A 17,705-nucleotide genomic window follows, 5' to 3' on the forward strand; every position below is an offset into this window, starting at 1 on the left:
CCGTTGAGGCAGTATGTGACCATGGCCTTTCCCACCCTGACGAATGACGCTCGAACGTTTGCCGTCATAAGGTTGGTTGAGTTGTCAGGTCCTTCCCGGGCTGCCACGGCAAGCCATTTGCTCGACATCCGCGCGACGCTGGACGAATGGCTACCCGCGCCTCCTGCGAGGAGCGGTCAAACGGATGATTTACTGCGGATGTTGCGACCTAATGAACGGCGCAGCGAATATCTATACATCGGTTTTGAAGGCAAGGCGCCCGGCTTCACGCGTGTAGACTTCATACCGCCTCATCCGTTAGACCCGAGCCTGCAATATGCTGTCACACCGGTCAGGACGCAGAGGCTTGAAGCAGAGCGCGCCGCCGTCAGAACCGTGTTGGAGCAGCAGGGTTACCGCATTGTGGACTTGTCTGTGCGACGCCCAGGGTTACCTCTTGGAGAAAACAGTATTGAATCAGTCGTGACTCATCCCCGTTCGAGCACAATTTACTACGTGGCCTACCAATGGTTTGAGACAGGGCGAATTAGCGTGAGAACGAAGCTTTCGGACAAGTGGGTTCGGGTAGCCATCAACTCCCACCCTGACTCTGCTTTATTAAGGGCGGTTGACAACGCGATGCAAGAACAACGCTTGGTGCGGATTGTGGCCGGTATCCAGTGGCCCACAAAGGGACAGCTGGCCCCCACTGTTTATTTCGTCAAATTGAACCCTTAGCGTTGATGAGAGCCATTGCACCGGCGCCGCCAAACAGCGCAGCGCTGGTGCGGTTGAACCAGCTCTGGCCCGAACCGCTGCGCAAATACCGCGCGGCGCCATGGGCGCCCAAGCCGTAAGCCAACTTGCACAACAGGTCGAGCACCGTCCAGGTGGCGATCATGATCAACAATTGCGGTAAAAACGCCTGCTCGGCGCTGAGAAACTGCGGCAGGAAGGCCGCAAAAAACAGGATGTCCTTGGGGTTGCTGGCCCCCAGTACGAAGGCCCGGCCAAACAACGCACCAAAGCGCGGCACAGCCGGGGACGTTGGCACTTCGGCGCCTGCGCTCGGCAGCCGCGATTGCTGCCAGCTTTGCCAGGCGAGGTAGAACAGGTACAGCGCGCCGACGATCTTCAGTGCGCTGAACAATTGCTCGGATGCCAGCAACAGCGCGCCGAGGCCAAGTGCCGAGGCGCTCAGCAGACAGATCGAAGCAAATACGCCGCCCAGAAACGCCGGGTAAGAGCGGCGCAGACCGAAGTTGAGGCTGTTGCTGATCATCAGCAATGACAGCGGGCCGGGGATCAGGATCACCACCAGCGCAGCGCCGCTGAACAACAGCCAGGTATCCAGGTTCATCTACAGTTCTCCCTTACGTGCAAAAGCCCCACCCGAAGGTGAGGCGGTTTTTCAGCCCTTCCTGAACTACAGAAAGATGAACTTGGCGATAAAGATCGCGCACAGCACCCACAGGCTGATGGAAATCTCACGGTACTTGCCGGTGCCGGCCTTCAACGCCACATAGGTGATAAAGCCCAGGGCGATTCCGTCGGCGACCGAAAATGTCAACGGCATCATGATCGCGGTCACGATGGCCGGAATGCTGTCGGTGGCTTCATCCCAATTGATATGGGCCATGCTCGCCATCATCAGCATTGCCACGTAAATCAATGCGCCCGCCGTGGCATAGGCGGGAATCATGCCCGCCAGCGGCGCGAAAAACATCGCCGCCACAAACAGCACGCCTACGGTCACGGCAGTCAAGCCGGTGCGGCCGCCGGCAGCTACACCGGCAGCACTTTCCACATAGCTGGTCACAGGCGGCACGCCAACCATGGCGCCGAACACGCTGGAAGCACTGTCGGCCTTTAATGCACGAGACAGGTTGTCGATCTTGCCGTCTGCCTTGACTAGCCCGGCGCGTTGGGCAACGCCCATCAGTGTACCGGCAGTGTCGAACATGTGTACAAAAAGAAAGGCAAATACCACGCTTATCATGCTCACATTGAACACACCCATCACGTCCATGGCCATCCAGGTCGGTGCCAGGCTCGGTGGGGTAGAGAGAATGCCGTTGTAATGCACCAGGCCCAGGCCCCAGCCCGCCAGGGTCACGGCGATGATGCTGATCAGGATCGCGCCGAATACGCGGTGGTAACTGAGGATGGCGATCAGCAGGAAGCACACCGCCGCCAGCAGTGGGGCGGGTTCATGCAGGGAGCCGAGCTTGATCAGGGTGGCCGGGCTGTCGACAATGATGCCGGCGGTTTTCAGGCCGATCACCCCCAGGAACAGACCCACACCCGCGCCCATGGCATGACGCAGGCTGACCGGAATACTGTTGAGCAACCATTCGCGGATACGCGACAACGTCAGGATCATGAACAGCACACCCGAGACAAATACCGCACCGAGGGCGGTTTCCCAGTTGTAGCCCATGGTGCCGACCACGGTGTAGGTGAAAAACGCGTTCAAGCCCATGCCCGGCGCCAGGCCCACTGGCCAGTTGGCGTACAGGCCCATCAACAGGCAGCCCAGCGCGGCGGCGATGCAGGTGGCGACGAAAGCCGCGCCGTGATCGATCCCGGCGTCGGCCATGATGTTGGGGTTGACGAAGATGATGTAGGCCATGGTGATGAACGTAGTGAGGCCGGCGATCAACTCGGTCTTCACTGTGGTGCCATGCAAGCGCAGTTTGAACAGGCGCTCCAGCCAACCGCCTCGGGGCGCGGCCAGATCCAACGTAGGGGCTTCGGTTTTACGGCTATCCACAGCGAGTACTCCTCAATCGTTTTATTGTTATTTCCAGCGCCGGTCACATGAGTGGGCAACAGCGCCTTGAGGTACTGGCGGGCTTTGTTGACCAAAAGGTCAGGAACTCGCACGAAGCGAATTATGCTTTTGTATACAAATAAAGCAAATAATGTTTTCGATTATCTTGGCGAAAAGGGATGAAAGGCCCAGGCCAAGGGATTTATTCTGCACGACGCCTTGAAACAAGCCTTCGATACCCGCACCTTGTGGGCGCAAGCATTCGGTCAGCGCGGCGAAAAAGGGGAGCCCCATGTACAAGGTTTATGGCGATTACAAGTCGGGCAATTGCTACAAGGTCAAATTGATGCTCAATCTGTTGGGCATCCCGTATGAATGGATTGATATCGATATCCTCAAGGGTGATACCCAGACCCCGGCGTTCCTGGCCAAGAACCCCAATGGCAAGGTCCCGGTATTGGAGCTCGAAGATGGCACCTGCCTGTGGGAGTCCAACGCGATCCTCAACTTCCTCGCCGATGGCAGCGAATTCCTGCCGACCGAACCGCGCCTGCGCACGCAAGTCCTGCAGTGGCAATTCTTCGAGCAATACAGCCACGAGCCCTACATTGCGGTTGCGCGGTTCATTCAGTTTTACCTGAACATGCCCGAGGATCGGCTGGAAGAATACAAGACCACCCACAAAGGCGGTTACAAGGCCTTGAGGGTGATGGAGCGTCAGCTTCAAGCCACGCCTTATTTAGTGGGCGAGCAATTTTCCATTGCCGATATTGCGTTGTATGCCTACACCCATGTGGCCCATGAAGGCGGCTTTGACCTGGCGCCGTATCCGGCGGTGCAGGCGTGGTTGCAGCGCGTGGCCAGTCATCCCAAGTACGTGGCGATGCTCGACTGACTCCCTCGGTCCAATGTGGGAGCTGGCTTGCCTGCGATAGCGTCACCCTGGTGCCCCGGCTAAACCGAGGTGTCTGCATCGCAGGCAAGCCTGCTCCCACATTCAGCGCGGCGGCGTGTCAGGCAGTGCTTTGTTGAGCAGTTCAAAGCAGCGCTGCGCCGCCGGGCTCAAGCCCATCCCGCTACGGCTGATCAACCCGATCTCCCGATTCACCCCGGGATGATCGATGCTGATCCGCTTCAAACCTTCCAGGCTATCGGCCGCTGACTCCGGCAACACACTGATGCCCAGGCCCTGGCGCACCAAGGCCAATACGGTCGACATGTAGTTGGCCTCCATGCCGGCGTTCAGCGTCAACCGTGTCTCATCGAACAGCGTGTCCACTTGCTCGCGCACACTGCTGTCGCGCCCGGTCAGGATGATCGGCTGGTCCGCCAATTGTTCCAGCGTCAGTTGGCGATGGCGGGCGAGCGCATGGCCTGACGGCACAAATGCGCACAAACGATCATTAAGCACGGGCACGAAGTCCAGGCCGTGGCTCAGGCGGGCGCGCACGCCGATGCCGAAATCCACTTCGCCGTTGCGGACCTTTGCGTGAATGCGCTGGGCCACCAGGTCATGCAGGCGCACTTCGATGCCGGCGAAGCGTTCGCGAAACAGGCGCAAGGCCGGGGGCAGGGCGCCAGCGCAGACTGAGGGCAGCGCGGCGATGGTTACCACTCCACGGCGCAAGGCGGCGAGGTCGCGGGAGCCGGTGACGATGTTGTCCAGGTCCAGCACCAGTTTTTCCATGGGCCCGCGCGCCTCCTGGCCCGCAGCGGTAATGCTCACGTGGCGCGGGCTGCGGTCGAGCAGGGCGACGCCGAGCCAGTCTTCCAGTTGTTGCACCTGCACGGTGAGGGCCGACGGCGAAAGGTGTAACTCGTTGGCCGCTTTGGTGAAACTGCCAGTGCGGGCCACCGCGAGGAACGCCTGGATGTGCTGGATGGAGTTCTTCATTTTGTTTTTCCGAACGAGCTAGGCCGAATATTCCAATTTACAAAGACTAACCCGCTTCCAATACTCCAGGGAAAACAATAACTGGCCAACCAGGCCGCCTGGAGTAACCCATGCTCGCAACCCTGGGTGTCATCACCATCCTGTGCCTGCTCGCTGCCGTCATGAGCAAGCGCCTCTCGCCACTGGTGGCTTTGATCGCCTTGCCGATCATCGCTGCGCTGATCGGCGGCTTCGGCCTGCAAACCAGTGCCTTCATCATTACCGGTATCAAGAACGTCGCCCCTGTGGTCGGCATGTTTGTGTTCGCGATCCTGTTTTTCGGGATCATGACCGACGCGGGCATGCTCGATCCCATCATTGATCGCATCCTGCGCACGGTCGGCACGCGTCCTACACGGATTGTGGTGGGGACCGCGACCCTGGCGTTGCTGGTGCACCTGGACGGCTCTGGCGCGGTGACCTTTCTGGTGACGGTGCCGGCGATGCTGCCGCTGTATACGCGGCTGGGCATTGATAAACGCATCCTCGCCTGCGTGTGTGCGATGGCCGCCGGCGTCAACTTCCTGCCCTGGACCGGCCCGGTGCTGCGTTCGTCGGCGGCGCTGCATGTGCCAGTGGCCGACCTGTTCCAGCCACTGATCCCGGTGCAGATCGTCGGGTTGATCTTTGTTTTCGCCTGCGCCTGGTGGCTGGGCCATCGCGAAGAAAAACGCCTGGGCCTGGGCGCCGGTTCCAGCGTGGAGGCGGTGCCGCAACGAGTGCTCAGCGATGACGACATCAAGCTGCGCCGTCCACGGTTGTTCTGGGTCAACCTGGTGCTGACCGTGCTGGTGATGGTGGTGATGATCGCCGGCTGGGTCGACCCGGTGGTGATGTTCATGCTCGGCACCGTGGTTGCGTTGTGCATCAACTATCCCAACGTGGACGCCCAGCGTGCGCGCATTGACGCTCATGCGAAAACCGCCCTGACCATGGCCAGTATCCTGCTCGCCGCCGGGGTATTTACCGGCATCATGCAAGGCACCGGCATGCTCAAGGCCATCGCCGAAGTGGCGGTGGCGCAGATTCCGGCGGGCCACGGCAAGTTGATCCCGGCCGTCGTGGGCTTTTTGTCCATGCCCCTGAGCATGTTGTTTGACCCCGATTCCTACTATTTCGGCGTGATGCCGGTGATCGCCGAAGTCGGCAAAGCCCTGGGCGTCGACCCGCTTCAGGTGGCCCAGGCTTCGCTGCTGGGCGTGCACACCACCGGCTTCCCGGTCAGCCCGCTGACCCCTGCGACCTTCCTGCTGGTGGGCCTGTGCAAGATCGAACTGGCCGATCACCAGCGCTTCACCATTCCTTTCCTGTTTGCCGCCTCGGTGTTGATGACCCTGACGGCGTTGCTCCTGGGAGTGATTTGACATGAACACCTTGCGCATCGGCTCCGGCGCCGGCTACTCCGGCGACCGTATAGAACCCGCCGTGGAACTGGCCAAACACGGCGACCTGGATTACCTGGTCTTCGAATGCCTGGCCGAACGCACCATCGCCCTGGCGCAACAGGCGCGTATCAGCGACCCGCAAGGCGGTTATGACCCGCTGCTGGCTGAGCGCATGCGCCGTGTCTTGCCCTTTGTGGGGCAGGGGACGGGGCGTCGACGCCTGCGCGTGATCACCAACATGGGCGCGGCCAACCCGCTGGCGGCGGTCAGTGAAGTACGGCGCATTGCTGGCGAGCTGGGCCTGGGCCTCAAGGTTGTGGCGGTGGTCGGGGATGACGTGCTGCATACCTTGTCTGCCGAGCAGTTGCTGGATAACGGCCAGACCGTAGGCGCATTGGGTGAGCGGCTGATTTCTGCCAATGCCTACCTGGGCGTGGAGGGCATTGTTCAAGCGTTGCGCGCCGACGCCGATGTGGTGATCACCGGGCGCGTGGCCGACCCTTCGCTGTTCCTGGCGCCGCAGATGTTCGAGTTCGGCTGGGCCTTCGATGATTGGCCGCGACTGGGCCGGGGTACGCTGGTGGGGCATTTGCTTGAGTGCGCGGGGCAGGTCAGTGGCGGCTATTTCGCCGATCCAGGCTTCAAGGATGTGGAGGATCTGGCACGCCTGGGCTTTCCCCTGGCCGAGGTCGACGCCGACGGCAATGCAGTGATCACCAAGGTGGCAGGCTCGGGTGGGCGGGTCAGCCGCGCGACCTGCGCCGAACAACTGATTTATGAAGTTCACGACCCTGCGGCGTATTTGACCCCGGATGTGACGGCCGACTTTTCCCTGGTGGGGTTTGTCGAGGAGGGCGTGGACCGGGTGCGTGCCCAAGGAGCCGGCGGGCGTGCCCGGCCTGAACAGCTGAAGGTCAGCGTCGGTTATCTGGACGGTTGGATCGGTGAAGGGCAGATGTCCTACGGCGGCCCCGGTGCTGTCGCACGGGCCCAGTTGGCGCGGGACGTGGTACTCAAGCGTCTCGCGTTGATCGGCGTAAAGATGCAGGACCTGCGTGCCGAGTTGATCGGCATGGATTCATTGCACGGCCCTCGCAGCAGCGTCGAGCCTTGGGAAGTGCGCCTTCGGGTCGCTGCCCGGTGTGACGAGCGCGGCGACGCCATGCGGATCGGCAATGAAGTGGAGACCCTCTACACCAACGGCCCGGCCGGCGGCGGTGGGGCGAGCAAGAGCGTGCGTCAGGTGGTGGCGGTGGCGTCGTTGCTGTTGCCCCGTGAAGCGGTCAAACCGAGGATTGAAGAATGAAACTGCACAGGCTGGCCCATTCCCGCACCGGGGATAAGGGCGACACGTCGAACATCTCGATCATTGCCTATCGCGCCGAGGATTATCCGTTGCTGTGTGAACAGCTGACGGCTGAGCGCGTGGCCGAGTTCTTTGCCGATTTACGCGATCCCGATGCGGCACCGGTTCAGCGCCATGAGTTGCCGAACGTGCAGGCGCTGAACTTCGTCCTGCCGGGAATCCTGCGCGGCGGCGTAACCCGCTCGCTGGCCCTGGACGCCCACGGCAAGTGCCTGGGTTCGGCATTGCTGGATCTCGACCTGACAATACCCACCTGATTTCTGTAGGAGCGAGCTTGCTCGCGAAGAACTCACAGGCACCGCGTTTATTCAGGCAGCCCCCGTTATCGTTGACGTTTTTCGCGAGCAAGCTCGCTCCTACATTGATCGCCGCGTACTTCAGATCGCAGCGAAGCGCTTGTCCAGGTAGTCAATGATCACCTTGGAGTCATACATCCAGGTGGTCTGGCCGTTCTCTTCGATGCGCAGGCACGGCACTTTGATCTTGCCGCCTTGCTCCAGCAGGGTCTGGCGGTCCTGCTCGTTGTTCTTCGCGTCCTTGAGCGCCACCGGCACATTCAGGCGGTGCAGGGTGCGACGGGTCTTCACGCAGAACGGGCAGGCGTGGAACTGATACAGGGTCAGATCCTTGGCCGCAGCATTGACCTTGGCCTGTTGTTCGGCAGGGCGTTGCTTTTTGCGTGGGCGGGTAAGAAAGTCGCCCGCGATGATGACGTGGCCGAGGCCCACTCGAAGTGCTTTGACGAACATGGCTGAAACCTCTTGCCCATGACTGAGGGGGCGCAGCTTACCTGATTTCTGCAGGCGAAAAAAAACCGGCGATGAACGCCGGTTCCTTCCTGCCCAGCCGGTTACTTGATCAGGCTGAGAAATTCGCTGCGGGTGGCCGCGTTCTCGCGGAACTCACCCAGCATCACCGAGGTGATCATCGACGAATTCTGCTTCTCCACACCGCGCATCATCATGCACATGTGCTTGGCCTCGATCACCACGGCCACGCCCAGGGCGCCTGTCACTTCCAATACGGCGTCGGCGATCTGGCGGCTGAGGTTTTCCTGGATCTGCAGGCGGCGCGCATACATGTCGACAATGCGTGCGACCTTCGACAGGCCCAGCACTTTGCCGCTCGGGATATACGCCACATGGGCCTTGCCGATAAACGGCAGCAGGTGGTGCTCGCACAACGAGTACAGCTCGATGTCCTTGACCAGCACCATTTCGCTATTGTCAGAGCTGAACAAGGCACCGTTGGTGACTTCCTCGAGTGTCTGTTCATAACCGCGGCAGAGGTACTGCATTGCCTTGGCGGCACGCTTTGGCGTGTCGAGCAGGCCCTCGCGGGACACGTCCTCGCCGAGTTGGCCGAGGATCGCGGTGTAATTCTGTTCCAGGGACATGAAACTACCTGTGGGATTTTCGCAAAGCGCAAGGTTACGGTGGCGGACACATCGCTGCAAGCCTGACGATGGCACTTGTTACTCGTCGCGCCCTTCCATCATGGTGCGCTTGAGCATCACATACACCGCGCCGGCACCGCCGTGACGAGCCTGGCAGGAGGTAAAGCCGAGCACCTGGGCATGCTGGCGCAGCCAGGTATTGACGTGACTCTTGATCATCGGGCGCTTGCCGTCCAACCGCACAGCCTTGCCATGGGTGACGCGCACGCAGCGGATTTCGAATTTGGTCGCTTCGGCCAGGAAGGCCCAGAGGGTTTCCCGGGCTTTTTCCACGGTCATGCCGTGCAGGTCGAGGCTGCCTTCGAACGGGATCTGGCCGGCCTTGAGCTTGCGCATCTGGCTTTCCTGCACGCCGTCGCGGGCCCACATCAGTTCATCTTCGGGGCCGACGTCGATCACGAACTGGTCCGACAGGCCGTCCACGGTGGTGGCATCGGTGCGCACGGTCGCGGCCTGGCGCAGCTTGGCGATCTGCGCGCGGTCAGTCTTGGGTTTGCCGGTGTCGGCGCGGTCGTGCTTGATCGGCTTGACGCCGCGCAGCTCGTTTTTGAACAGGGAAAAATCGTCGTCTTGCATGTCAGCCTCCGCGAAGGGCGGGCAGTTTACCTAAATCGCGGCGGCCAGGGCGCAGGAAACGCTATCCAAGCGCCATCAGTCGTGCTTTTTCATCAGGTGAGAGGCGATATTCAACGACAGCGGCTGGCGCATTTTCCGGCGGCTGCGACGCCACAACCACACGCCCAACCACAGCACCAGCAAGCCGATCCCCAGCAGGAGTGCCGAGCCGCCCGGGCTGGCATTCAGTTCGCCCAGGGCGGGCGAATGCCCAAACAGGCCGGCGCCACCAGCGCCTGCCAACAACAAGCCTACTATCGCCAGCAACGCGGCCATGCACGCTACCAGGCGCAGACGCCAATTGCTCGGGCCCTTGGGGCGCAAGCGACGAGCATCAAAACCATCGGATATCTTCATTCCGACCTTTCCTCCAGGGTATCGGCCCTTCGACCGGAAGATACACAGGTTGTTCCGGGGGGAGAGGTAAATGCGCCAAATGAGAGGGCTTTGCGGATGAGCGGAGCAATAAACACGCCGCTCACCGCCAGCAGCATCAGATCAAGTCTTTGGCCAGCGCCAGGGTGGCGAAGTTGTCTGCCATGATGGCCATTTCGGTTTGCTGCACATGCTCGGCGCTCAGGATACCGCCCTTGTAGGGCAGGTCGCGGGTGGCGCAGGCGTCTTCCACCAGGGTGCAGCGAAAGCCCAGGTTCTTGGCCGCGCGCACGGTGGTGCTGACGCTGGAGTGGCTCATGAAACCGCAGACGATCAGGTCCAGGGAGCCGAGGTCTTGCAGGTGTTTTTCCAGGCCGGTGCCATGGAAGGCGCTGGGCAGCAGTTTGCCGATGATGGTTTCGTCACCCTCAGGCTCAAGGCCCGGAATGAATTCGCCGCGCTCGCCCTGGGGGTCAAACAGGCCGCCCACGGTGCCCAGGTGGCGCACATGCACAATCGGGCGCCCGGCACTGCGCGCTGCGGTCACAAGCTGCTTGATGTTCTCTACCGCCGCGTCCATGCCCGAGAGGGCGAGCGGGCCGCTGAGGTATTCTTTCTGGGCGTCGATGATCACCAGGGTCGCATGATTGAGGTTGGCTGCTGCGTAACCGCGACCGCTGAGTTGAAACATCGTCTTTGGAACGGACATTCTGGGGCTCCTGTGAGTGGGGCTTTTGCGACATTGTCCACTGGCTGAGCGCTTCTGTGAATCGCTACTATCGTAAGGTACGCCGTTGCTGGCGTGCAGCCATGTCAAGAGGCAGGCCTGTTTAACACAATGCGGGCAGATTCGATGAAATCCGACGTACGGCGCCAGGTTTTTCGTACATCGTCGGTACAGGTGAAGGCTGTTAGAATCGCCAGTCGTTTTTTCCAGGAGCTTGCCCCCGTGATCACTTCTCGCCTGCGCACCTTGCGCGACCACATCCGTTGGGCTGTCAGCCGTTTCCATGGGGAAGACCTGTTTTTTGGCCATGGCACCGACAATGCCTGGGACGAAGCCCGGCAATTGGTACTGGGCGCCTTGCACCTGCCGTGGGAAATCGCCGACAGCTATTTGGATTGCAACCTGGAAGAAGAGGAAATCTCCCACGTGCAGCGCTTGCTGCATCGCCGTATCCATGAGCGAGTGCCAACGGCCTACCTGTTGAAGGAGGCCTGGTTTTGCGGCATGTCGTTTATCGTCGATGAGCGCGTATTGATCCCGCGTTCACCCATAGGCGAGCTGATTGAAGACCGCTTCGAACCCTGGCTGGCCCAGCCGCCGGCACGCATCCTCGACCTGTGCACCGGCTCCGGTTGCATCGGCATCGCCTGTGCCTATGAATTCCCCGAGGCCGAAGTGGTGCTGGGAGACTTGTCCTTCGAAGCCCTGGAAGTGGCGAACCAGAACATTGAGCGCCATGGCGTCGACGAGCGGGTCTACACCGTGCAGGGCGATGGTTTTGACGGGCTACCCGGCCAGCGTTTCGACCTCATCGTGTCGAACCCGCCCTACGTGGATGCCGAAGATTTCGCCGACATGCCCGATGAATACCAGCACGAACCGGAACTGGGCCTGGCCTGCGGCGACGACGGCCTGAACCTGGTACGCCGGATGCTGGCTGAAGCTGCGGACCACCTCACCGAGAAGGGCCTGCTGATTGTCGAAGTGGGCAACAGCCAGGTGCATGTCGAGGCGCTGTACCCGGAAGTGGATTTCGCCTGGCTGGACTTCAAGCGCGGTGGGCATGGGGTGTTTATGTTGACGGCTGAGCAGTGCCGCCAACACCAGGCCGTTTTCGCTGCCCGGATATAACTGCAGAAACTCGGTCAATGTGGGAGCTGGCTTGCCTGCGATAGCGGTGGGTCAGCTTGCACTTGTGCTACTGATACATCGCTATCGCAGGCAAGCCAGCTCCCACATTTTGATTGCATTTCAATCTATCAGCGGTGTGTGGCAATCCAGATCAACAACCCCGCCTGAAACACCGTAAACGCCACCAGACAGGTGATGGTAAAGCGCAGCCCGCTGTCTTCACGCTTGAACTTGGTGACTTTTTCCTCTTCCTTGCGCAGCTTCACTTCCTGCTCCGCCAGGTTCTGCTCTGCCTGTTGCAGCATCTGCGCGGCTTCCAGGATCTCCACGAACTGCACTTTCTCGGTGTTCCAACTGTCCAGCACGTCGCTGACCTTGCCGGGTTGCACATTGCCCTTGAGGTGCTGCACATCGGCGTAGGCCACATCGAAACCCTGGATACGCAGGAAGTGATCGCGGCGCAGGCGCGTGGCTTCGTTGAGGGCGTCCTTGTTGGCCAGGTCCACGCCGTCGACGCGGTAGTGTGACCACTTCTTCTTCGCCCAGGCGGCGCCTTGGGCCACCAGGAAGCGCCCGATACCGCGGTTGGCCGGCTCGATTTCCAGGCTGTTGCCGGGCCCGAAATGCACGCGGTGTTTATCGTGATCGACCCAGATATCCAGGTGGTTCTGCTCGCGCCGTACTCGCTGGCCCGGTAACTGGATGACCATGCGCAACAGGCTGTGGTGTTTATCATGGCGCTCGGCATAGCCGAACTGCACAAAGCGCAACGGCCGTGCGCCGGTCGCGCGGTCGGTGGCCAGCGGGGCCAGGCGCAGCATCTTGAAATGTTCGGCGTGAACGTCGGCCCACGGCAGGGCCGCTGCGGCGCCAGCTTCGGTTGCGGCCGTAGTTTCGGCGGTAGATTCGGGTGTTGTTTCGGTGGTTGTCATGCGGCGCGATCCTGTCCAAGCCCTGCGAGCCGACAATCTTTTTACTGTCGACTCTGGACTTATCGGCCGTTTTTCCCAGGACTGGAGGCCAATTGCCGCTTAACGGGGTTGAAGTCCTTCGATAAAGCTGACGATACGTTGGCCCAGCTCCGCAGCCAGCGGCAGTTTCGGGTCATTGTAGGAGGCCAGTTGCTGCTTCACGTTATTGGGCACGATGCGCATCACGTGGTTCATGCCTTCGATCACCGTCAACTGCGCGTCGGGCTTGGCCTGCTTCAGTTGCCGGGCGTCGCCTACGCCAACCTGGATATCGTTGGTGCCCTGAATGATCAGCGCCGACATGTCCAGGCGCGCAAAGGCGGCCGACGGATCGGCGCGGAACAGGCTGATCAGATACGGCTGCACGCTGGGTCGGAAAATACCCTCCAATGGGCGCGGCACGTCGGCGTCCACCTGGCCGGCCTTGAGGTGATCGAGTATTTCATTGCTGCGCAGCAGCAGGGCAGGGGGCAAGTGATCGGCCAGTTGCTGACGGATCACCTGGTCCACCGGGCGGGCGCTGCCAGACAAGGAAATGACCCCGGCCGGTTCAAGTCGCGGCGCGGCGAGGGCGGCGACCAGCGCGCCCTCGCTGTGGCCCAGCACAATCAGCGGGCCCATGCGCTTGTCGGCCTTGAGTAACTTGCCCCAGGCCACGGCGTCGTCCACATACGCCTCCAGGGTCAGGTTGCGTTCATCCGGCGTGGCCGCCAGGCTTGCGGCCACGCCGCGCTTGTCGTAGCGCACGCTGGCGATGTTATGCCGGGCCAGTACCCAGGCCAGGCGCTTGAGGCTGTCATTGCGCGCGCCGTCGGCGCTGTTGCCGTTACGGTCGGTGGGGCCGGAGCCGGCGATGATCAGCACCACCGGCACCGGTTTATCCGATTGCGGCAACAGCAGGGAGCCAAAGAGTTGGCCGCTGCCGGTGTCCAGGCTGATCGGGCGTTGCAAGACAACAGGGGAGGCGGCCTGGGCCACGGCGGTGAACAGGGTGAGGGTGAACAGCAGAACTCGCAGCATCATAGCGCCATCATTGGAGAGGTGCCGGTTGGACCAACGTCTACCGGTAAGGTTTCGAGGATGAACTAGTCGGTTAGCCTGCGTATACTGGCCGCCTTAAGTTATTACGGTTGACTTGATTCAACTGATTTCACGGAGCGCCCTGCATGTCCGGCAATACCTTCGGCAAGCTGTTCACTGTCACCACCGCGGGCGAAAGCCATGGCCCGGCGTTGGTCGCCATTGTCGACGGCTGCCCGCCAGGCCTGGAGCTGAGCCTGGACGACCTGCAGCGCGACCTCGACCGCCGCAAGCCCGGCACCAGCCGCCACACCACCCAGCGCCAGGAACCGGACGAAGTCGAAATCCTCTCCGGAGTGTTCGAAGGTCGCACCACGGGCTGCGCCATTGGCCTGTTGATTCGTAACACCGACCAGAAGTCCAAGGACTACTCGGCGATCAAGGACCTGTTCCGCCCGGCCCATGCCGACTACACCTACCACCACAAATACGGCGAACGCGACTACCGTGGCGGTGGCCGCAGCTCGGCGCGTGAAACCGCCATGCGCGTGGCCGCTGGCGCCATCGCCAAGAAATACCTGGCCACCCAGGGCATCGTCATCCGTGGCTACATGAGCCAGTTGGGCCCGATTGAAATCCCGTTCAAGACTTGGGACAGCGTCGAAGACAACGCCTTCTTCTGCCCCGACCCGGACAAGGTGCCGGAACTGGAGGCCTACATGGACCAGTTGCGCCGCGACCAGGACTCGGTCGGCGCGAAGATCACCGTGGTGGCCGAAGGCGTGAAACCGGGCCTGGGTGAGCCGATCTTTGATCGCCTCGACGCCGAACTGGCCCATGCGTTGATGAGCATCAACGCGGTGAAAGGCGTGGAAATCGGCGCCGGCTTCGCCTGCGTATCCCAGCGCGGTACCGAGCATCGCGATGAGATGACCCCTGAAGGTTTCCTCAGCAACAACGCGGGCGGCATCCTCGGCGGTATTTCTTCCGGCCAGCCGATCGTGGCGCACCTGGCGCTCAAGGCCACGTCGAGCATTACCACGCCTGGCCGTTCGATCGATGTGCACGGCAACCCGGTGGACGTGATCACCAAGGGCCGCCACGACCCGTGCGTCGGCATCCGTGCCACACCGATTGCCGAAGCCATGATGGCCATCGTGTTGATGGACCATCTGCTGCGCAACCGCGGGCAAAATGCCGATGTGCGCGTGAGTACCCCGATACTGGGCCAACTGTGATCGCCTGGGGCAATGAGCGAGCTTGTTGTGGCCGGCGAGCTTGCTCGCGCTGGGCTGCGCAGCAGCCCCAATAACATGCTCCCACCGCTCCCATACTGGCGCCTCTCCAGCTTCTACCTCTTCTATTTCGCCCTGCTGGGGGCGACCGCGCCGTTCCTGGCGCTGTACTTCGACCACCTCGGTTTCTCCAGCGCGCGCATCGGCGAGCTGGTGGCCATTCCCATGCTGATGCGCTGCGTGGCCCCCAACCTGTGGGGCTGGATCGGCGACTACACCGGCCGGCGCCTGGCCATTGTGCGCTTCGGCGCGGTGTGCACCCTGGCCAGCTTCTGCCTGATTTTTGTCAGCAAAACCTACGCCTGGCTGGCGCTGGTGATGGCCCTGCACGCGTTCTTCTGGCACGCGGTGCTGCCGCAGTTTGAAGTCATCACCCTGGCCCACCTGCACAAGCAAACCTCGCGCTACAGCCAGATCCGTCTGTGGGGCTCCATTGGTTTTATCCTCACCGTGGTGGTTATGGGGCGCCTGTTCGATTGGCTGAGCCTGGATATTTACCCGGTGGTGGTCGTGGTAATCATGGCCGGCATCATCGGCGCCAGCCTGTGGGTACCGAACGCGCAGCCGGCCAGCCACGGCAACCGCCTGGCCGGCGATGGCTTTCTCAAGCAATTGGGCAGCCCAGGCGTGCTGGCGTTTTATGCCTGCGTGGCGCTGATGCAAATGAGCCATGGCCCGTATTACACCTTCCTCACCCTGCACCTGGAGCATTTGGGCTACAGCCGTGGCGTGATCGGCCTGCTGTGGGCGCTTGGGGTGGTGGCGGAAGTGCTGATGTTCCTGGCCATGAGCCGTATTCTTGCGCGCTTTTCGGTGCGCCGGGTGCTGCTCGCCAGCTTCTTGCTGGCGGCGCTGCGCTGGTGGCTGCTGGGTTCATTTGCCGAGGTTTTCTGGCTGCTGCTGGTGGCGCAGTTGATGCACGCCGCCACGTTCGGCAGCTTCCACGCGGCGGCGATTGCCTTTGTGCAACGCAGCTTCGGTGACCGCCAGCAAGGCCAGGGCCAGGCCCTATATGCCGCGCTGGCCGGCACCGGCGGCGCGCTCGGCGCCCTGTATTCCGGTTACAGCTGGAATCTGCTGGGGCCAACCTTCACGTTCAGTATCGCCAGCCTCGCGGCGCTGGCCGCCGCCATTATCATTGGCCTTCGATTGCAAGAGCCGAACCAAGGAACCGTGCAATGAGCTATGTAGCCGTCTACTCCATCGCCACCCCGGACACCCCGAACAAAGTGTTGACCCATGCCGACGACATCCAGTCGACCCTGGCCGAGCACGGTGTGCGGTTCGAGCGCTGGCAGCCCAGCCCAATCGAGAAGGGCGCCAGTGCGGCGCAGACGATCGCCGCGTACCAGGCGCAGATCGATGCTCTGGGCTACGCCGCTGTTGAAGTGGTCAGCGTGACCCACGACCATCCACAGAAAGACGAGTTACGCGCACAGTTCCTGGATGAACGTACCTACAGTGAAGATGAAGTGCGTTTCTTCATCGCAGGCCAGGGGCTTTTTACGCTGCACATAGGCGACTATGTGTACAGCTTGCGCTGTGAGAAGAATGACTTGCTGATCATCCCGGCCGGTGTACCGCACTGGTTCGACATCGGCGAAAACCCGCACTGTGTGACACTGCGTTTGTTCAACACGGCCCAAGGCGTTGCGCCCTCTTTGACCGGTGATGCGATTGCCACCCGCTTTCCAGGGCTGGATGACTAAGCATAGATAACTGAATGTTCAACCCTGGCAAGTTGGAAGTTGCTGTGGGAAGAAACTTAATTATTTGTAGGGCAACGCTGTTTGTTCGGTGCTGTGCGCTTTGATTCCGCTCTTTATGTAACTCTCTGTTCGGCGTCAATGTTTATGCCATCTGTCAATGGGAGGAATCCGAAAGATGGCAGCGCATCAGCAGATATAAGGAGAGAGCAATGAGTGGCCCCGAGGAGACGTATCGCCCGTTGGTTATCGTGCCGACGGCTATCAGAAAACGCATGAGCTTGTCCGGCAAGCCCCTGACTTCCACCGAGCTGGAAATCCTGCGATGGGCCTCCGAGGGCAAGACCGTCTGGGAAATCAGCCAGATTCGCGCCACCTCTGAAGCCACGGTTAAATTTCATCTGCGCAACATCTACGGCAAGTTGGATGTCACCAACCGTGTACAGGCAAAGAATGAGGCCGCACGCCAGGGCTTGTGCTGAAGGCACAAAAAAGGGGCGCGACGCCAATGGCGCCGCGGCCCTTTTTTGCGTTTGAATTCGCTCAACTCGAAGACGCCCATTGATGCAAGAGCCCTTCTGCTTCTGTTCACGCACTCAGACAAGCTTTGCGATGTGTATTTGCGCCGAAAAACTAGAGTTCTCGCCTTCTTGTCGGACGTTTCCCAAAGATGCTGTTGCCGGCCATTTTCCATTGCGTGCACCCTACCGGGATTCTAGTGTTGGCATGTCGCTGCCTATCCGCGACTCGGCTTTTGCAAGTGCCATTACCCTTTTGGCATACCTGCAAACACTTAGACAAGGAGCAAGCCATGAACCAGAAGATCCAGGAAGGTGCGACCGCACCCAATCATCAAGACGTCGAGAAAGTATTCTTCAGCAAGGAAGAGTTGCAGGTCTTGAGCGATGCCATCAAGAAGTCCAAGACCCGTGTTTCCGAAACCAAGGCTGCGAGCTGCGCGTACCACCGTTGA

Annotated in this window: 20 protein-coding genes and 1 pseudogene; 11 read left to right on the forward strand and 10 right to left on the reverse strand. The window is 60.9% G+C overall.

Going from position 1 to position 17,705, the window contains the following annotated elements; translation table 11 throughout:
* A pseudogene (locus APH41_RS17975) lies at window positions 1–717 on the forward strand (hypothetical protein); the annotation flags it as partial.
* Here the strand turns inward: APH41_RS17975 and APH41_RS17980 are convergent.
* Both APH41_RS17980 and APH41_RS17985 read right to left on the reverse strand, forming a co-directional pair.
* Window positions 701–1,339: a LysE family translocator gene (locus APH41_RS17980; protein ID WP_054896333.1), complete on the reverse strand. Its 639-nt coding sequence runs from the start codon at window positions 1,337–1,339 to the stop codon at window positions 701–703. The pseudogene APH41_RS17975 and the gene APH41_RS17980 overlap by 17 nt on opposite strands.
* A gap of 66 nt (window positions 1,340–1,405) precedes the next feature.
* On the reverse strand, window positions 1,406–2,752 hold the full coding sequence (locus APH41_RS17985; RefSeq protein WP_034126137.1) for an NCS2 family permease: 1,347 nt from the start codon (window positions 2,750–2,752) through the stop codon (window positions 1,406–1,408).
* A gap of 292 nt (window positions 2,753–3,044) precedes the next feature.
* Here APH41_RS17985 and APH41_RS17990 point away from each other — a divergent pair, with 292 nt between their 5' ends.
* The gene (locus APH41_RS17990; protein WP_034126138.1) at window positions 3,045–3,647 is read left to right on the forward strand and encodes a glutathione S-transferase family protein; all 603 of its coding nucleotides are present in this window, start codon (window positions 3,045–3,047) and stop codon (window positions 3,645–3,647) included.
* Window positions 3,648–3,749: 102 nt separating this feature from the next.
* On the opposite strand, the gene APH41_RS17995 is transcribed toward APH41_RS17990, so the two are convergent.
* The gene (locus APH41_RS17995) at window positions 3,750–4,646 is read right to left on the reverse strand and encodes a LysR family transcriptional regulator (protein WP_034126139.1); all 897 of its coding nucleotides are present in this window, start codon (window positions 4,644–4,646) and stop codon (window positions 3,750–3,752) included.
* A 110-nt stretch (window positions 4,647–4,756) separates the two neighbouring features.
* Between APH41_RS17995 and APH41_RS18000 the strand changes: the two genes are divergently transcribed.
* Genes APH41_RS18000 through APH41_RS18010 form a run of 3 tightly spaced genes read left to right on the forward strand, consistent with a single transcriptional unit; the run spans window position 4,757 to window position 7,693 of the window.
* Window positions 4,757–6,049 carry a CitMHS family transporter gene (locus tag APH41_RS18000; protein WP_054896330.1) on the forward strand — a complete coding sequence of 431 codons (1,293 nt, stop codon included), beginning with the start codon at window positions 4,757–4,759 and terminating at the stop codon, window positions 6,047–6,049.
* Window position 6,050: 1 nt separating this feature from the next.
* Window positions 6,051–7,376, forward strand: a complete 1,326-nt coding sequence (locus APH41_RS18005; RefSeq protein WP_054920450.1) for an acyclic terpene utilization AtuA family protein — start codon at window positions 6,051–6,053, stop codon at window positions 7,374–7,376.
* A complete protein-coding gene (locus tag APH41_RS18010; RefSeq protein ID WP_020302240.1) occupies window positions 7,373–7,693 on the forward strand; it encodes a hypothetical protein in 321 nt (106 codons plus the stop codon). Before APH41_RS18005 ends, APH41_RS18010 begins: the two co-directional genes overlap by 4 nt.
* 120 nt (window positions 7,694–7,813) lie before the next feature.
* Here APH41_RS18010 and APH41_RS18015 read toward each other — a convergent pair whose 3' ends face one another.
* From APH41_RS18015 to APH41_RS18035, 5 genes are all read right to left on the reverse strand, one after another.
* Window positions 7,814–8,185 carry a glutathione S-transferase N-terminal domain-containing protein gene (locus tag APH41_RS18015; protein WP_020302241.1) on the reverse strand — a complete coding sequence of 124 codons (372 nt, stop codon included), beginning with the start codon at window positions 8,183–8,185 and terminating at the stop codon, window positions 7,814–7,816.
* Window positions 8,186–8,286: 101 nt separating this feature from the next.
* Window positions 8,287–8,832: a GTP cyclohydrolase I FolE gene (folE, locus tag APH41_RS18020; RefSeq protein WP_014719282.1), complete on the reverse strand. Its 546-nt coding sequence runs from the start codon at window positions 8,830–8,832 to the stop codon at window positions 8,287–8,289.
* 78 nt (window positions 8,833–8,910) lie between these two features.
* Complete coding sequence (locus APH41_RS18025) at window positions 8,911–9,468, reverse strand: Smr/MutS family protein (RefSeq protein WP_003192796.1); 558 nt, start codon at window positions 9,466–9,468, stop codon at window positions 8,911–8,913.
* Window positions 9,469–9,543: 75 nt separating this feature from the next.
* Window positions 9,544–9,864: a hypothetical protein gene (locus APH41_RS18030; protein WP_014719281.1), complete on the reverse strand. Its 321-nt coding sequence runs from the start codon at window positions 9,862–9,864 to the stop codon at window positions 9,544–9,546.
* Window positions 9,865–10,000: 136 nt separating this feature from the next.
* Window positions 10,001–10,591 (reverse strand): cysteine hydrolase family protein, encoded by a 591-nt coding sequence (locus tag APH41_RS18035; protein WP_014719280.1) that lies wholly within the window; start codon window positions 10,589–10,591, stop codon window positions 10,001–10,003.
* Window positions 10,592–10,831: 240 nt separating this feature from the next.
* Here APH41_RS18035 and prmB point away from each other — a divergent pair, with 240 nt between their 5' ends.
* Window positions 10,832–11,740 (forward strand): 50S ribosomal protein L3 N(5)-glutamine methyltransferase, encoded by a 909-nt coding sequence (gene prmB, locus APH41_RS18040; RefSeq protein ID WP_034126143.1) that lies wholly within the window; start codon window positions 10,832–10,834, stop codon window positions 11,738–11,740.
* 128 nt (window positions 11,741–11,868) lie between these two features.
* Here prmB and APH41_RS18045 read toward each other — a convergent pair whose 3' ends face one another.
* The gene (locus APH41_RS18045; RefSeq protein ID WP_034126144.1) at window positions 11,869–12,672 is read right to left on the reverse strand and encodes a hypothetical protein; all 804 of its coding nucleotides are present in this window, start codon (window positions 12,670–12,672) and stop codon (window positions 11,869–11,871) included.
* Window positions 12,673–12,771: 99 nt separating this feature from the next.
* The gene (locus tag APH41_RS18050; RefSeq protein WP_054920452.1) at window positions 12,772–13,734 is read right to left on the reverse strand and encodes an alpha/beta hydrolase; all 963 of its coding nucleotides are present in this window, start codon (window positions 13,732–13,734) and stop codon (window positions 12,772–12,774) included.
* Between the two features lie 143 nt (window positions 13,735–13,877).
* On the opposite strand from APH41_RS18050, the gene aroC reads away from it, so the two are divergent.
* From aroC to APH41_RS28860, 5 genes are all read left to right on the forward strand, one after another.
* Window positions 13,878–14,969 carry a chorismate synthase gene (aroC, locus tag APH41_RS18055; protein ID WP_003192786.1) on the forward strand — a complete coding sequence of 364 codons (1,092 nt, stop codon included), beginning with the start codon at window positions 13,878–13,880 and terminating at the stop codon, window positions 14,967–14,969.
* Between the two features lie 75 nt (window positions 14,970–15,044).
* Window positions 15,045–16,208, forward strand: a complete 1,164-nt coding sequence (locus tag APH41_RS18060; protein ID WP_054896363.1) for an MFS transporter — start codon at window positions 15,045–15,047, stop codon at window positions 16,206–16,208.
* On the forward strand, window positions 16,205–16,735 hold the full coding sequence (locus APH41_RS18065; protein ID WP_054920454.1) for an acireductone dioxygenase: 531 nt from the start codon (window positions 16,205–16,207) through the stop codon (window positions 16,733–16,735). The genes APH41_RS18060 and APH41_RS18065 overlap by 4 nt, the downstream gene beginning before the upstream one ends.
* 209 nt (window positions 16,736–16,944) lie before the next feature.
* On the forward strand, window positions 16,945–17,214 hold the full coding sequence (locus APH41_RS18070; protein WP_054896323.1) for a response regulator transcription factor: 270 nt from the start codon (window positions 16,945–16,947) through the stop codon (window positions 17,212–17,214).
* Between the two features lie 329 nt (window positions 17,215–17,543).
* Window positions 17,544–17,705 (forward strand): hypothetical protein, encoded by a 162-nt coding sequence (locus APH41_RS28860; RefSeq protein WP_156359065.1) that lies wholly within the window; start codon window positions 17,544–17,546, stop codon window positions 17,703–17,705.

The sequence above is a fragment of the Pseudomonas sp. NBRC 111138 genome (assembly GCF_001320835.1).
Classification (GTDB): domain Bacteria; phylum Pseudomonadota; class Gammaproteobacteria; order Pseudomonadales; family Pseudomonadaceae; genus Aquipseudomonas; species Aquipseudomonas paracarnis.

What these genes read in the sequence shown, in the direction of transcription:
- APH41_RS18070 (WP_054896323.1), top strand. Translation starts at nt 16,945, where the DNA reads ATGAGTGGCCCCGAGGAGACGTATCGCCCGTTGGTTATCGTGCCGACG.
- APH41_RS18015 (WP_020302241.1), bottom strand. Translation starts at nt 8,185, where the DNA reads ATGTTCGTCAAAGCACTTCGAGTGGGCCTCGGCCACGTCATCATCGCG.
- APH41_RS18035 (WP_014719280.1), bottom strand. Translation starts at nt 10,591, where the DNA reads ATGTCCGTTCCAAAGACGATGTTTCAACTCAGCGGTCGCGGTTACGCA.
- APH41_RS18050 (WP_054920452.1), bottom strand. Translation starts at nt 13,734, where the DNA reads ATGATGCTGCGAGTTCTGCTGTTCACCCTCACCCTGTTCACCGCCGTG.
- APH41_RS18005 (WP_054920450.1), top strand. Translation starts at nt 6,051, where the DNA reads ATGAACACCTTGCGCATCGGCTCCGGCGCCGGCTACTCCGGCGACCGT.
- APH41_RS18065 (WP_054920454.1), top strand. Translation starts at nt 16,205, where the DNA reads ATGAGCTATGTAGCCGTCTACTCCATCGCCACCCCGGACACCCCGAAC.
- APH41_RS17980 (WP_054896333.1), bottom strand. Translation starts at nt 1,339, where the DNA reads ATGAACCTGGATACCTGGCTGTTGTTCAGCGGCGCTGCGCTGGTGGTG.
- APH41_RS17990 (WP_034126138.1), top strand. Translation starts at nt 3,045, where the DNA reads ATGTACAAGGTTTATGGCGATTACAAGTCGGGCAATTGCTACAAGGTC.
- APH41_RS28860 (WP_156359065.1), top strand. Translation starts at nt 17,544, where the DNA reads ATGAACCAGAAGATCCAGGAAGGTGCGACCGCACCCAATCATCAAGAC.
- APH41_RS18000 (WP_054896330.1), top strand. Translation starts at nt 4,757, where the DNA reads ATGCTCGCAACCCTGGGTGTCATCACCATCCTGTGCCTGCTCGCTGCC.
- aroC (WP_003192786.1), top strand. Translation starts at nt 13,878, where the DNA reads ATGTCCGGCAATACCTTCGGCAAGCTGTTCACTGTCACCACCGCGGGC.
- APH41_RS18060 (WP_054896363.1), top strand. Translation starts at nt 15,045, where the DNA reads ATGCTCCCACCGCTCCCATACTGGCGCCTCTCCAGCTTCTACCTCTTC.
- APH41_RS17995 (WP_034126139.1), bottom strand. Translation starts at nt 4,646, where the DNA reads ATGAAGAACTCCATCCAGCACATCCAGGCGTTCCTCGCGGTGGCCCGC.
- APH41_RS18010 (WP_020302240.1), top strand. Translation starts at nt 7,373, where the DNA reads ATGAAACTGCACAGGCTGGCCCATTCCCGCACCGGGGATAAGGGCGAC.
- APH41_RS18045 (WP_034126144.1), bottom strand. Translation starts at nt 12,672, where the DNA reads ATGACAACCACCGAAACAACACCCGAATCTACCGCCGAAACTACGGCC.
- folE (WP_014719282.1), bottom strand. Translation starts at nt 8,832, where the DNA reads ATGTCCCTGGAACAGAATTACACCGCGATCCTCGGCCAACTCGGCGAG.
- APH41_RS18030 (WP_014719281.1), bottom strand. Translation starts at nt 9,864, where the DNA reads ATGAAGATATCCGATGGTTTTGATGCTCGTCGCTTGCGCCCCAAGGGC.
- APH41_RS18025 (WP_003192796.1), bottom strand. Translation starts at nt 9,468, where the DNA reads ATGCAAGACGACGATTTTTCCCTGTTCAAAAACGAGCTGCGCGGCGTC.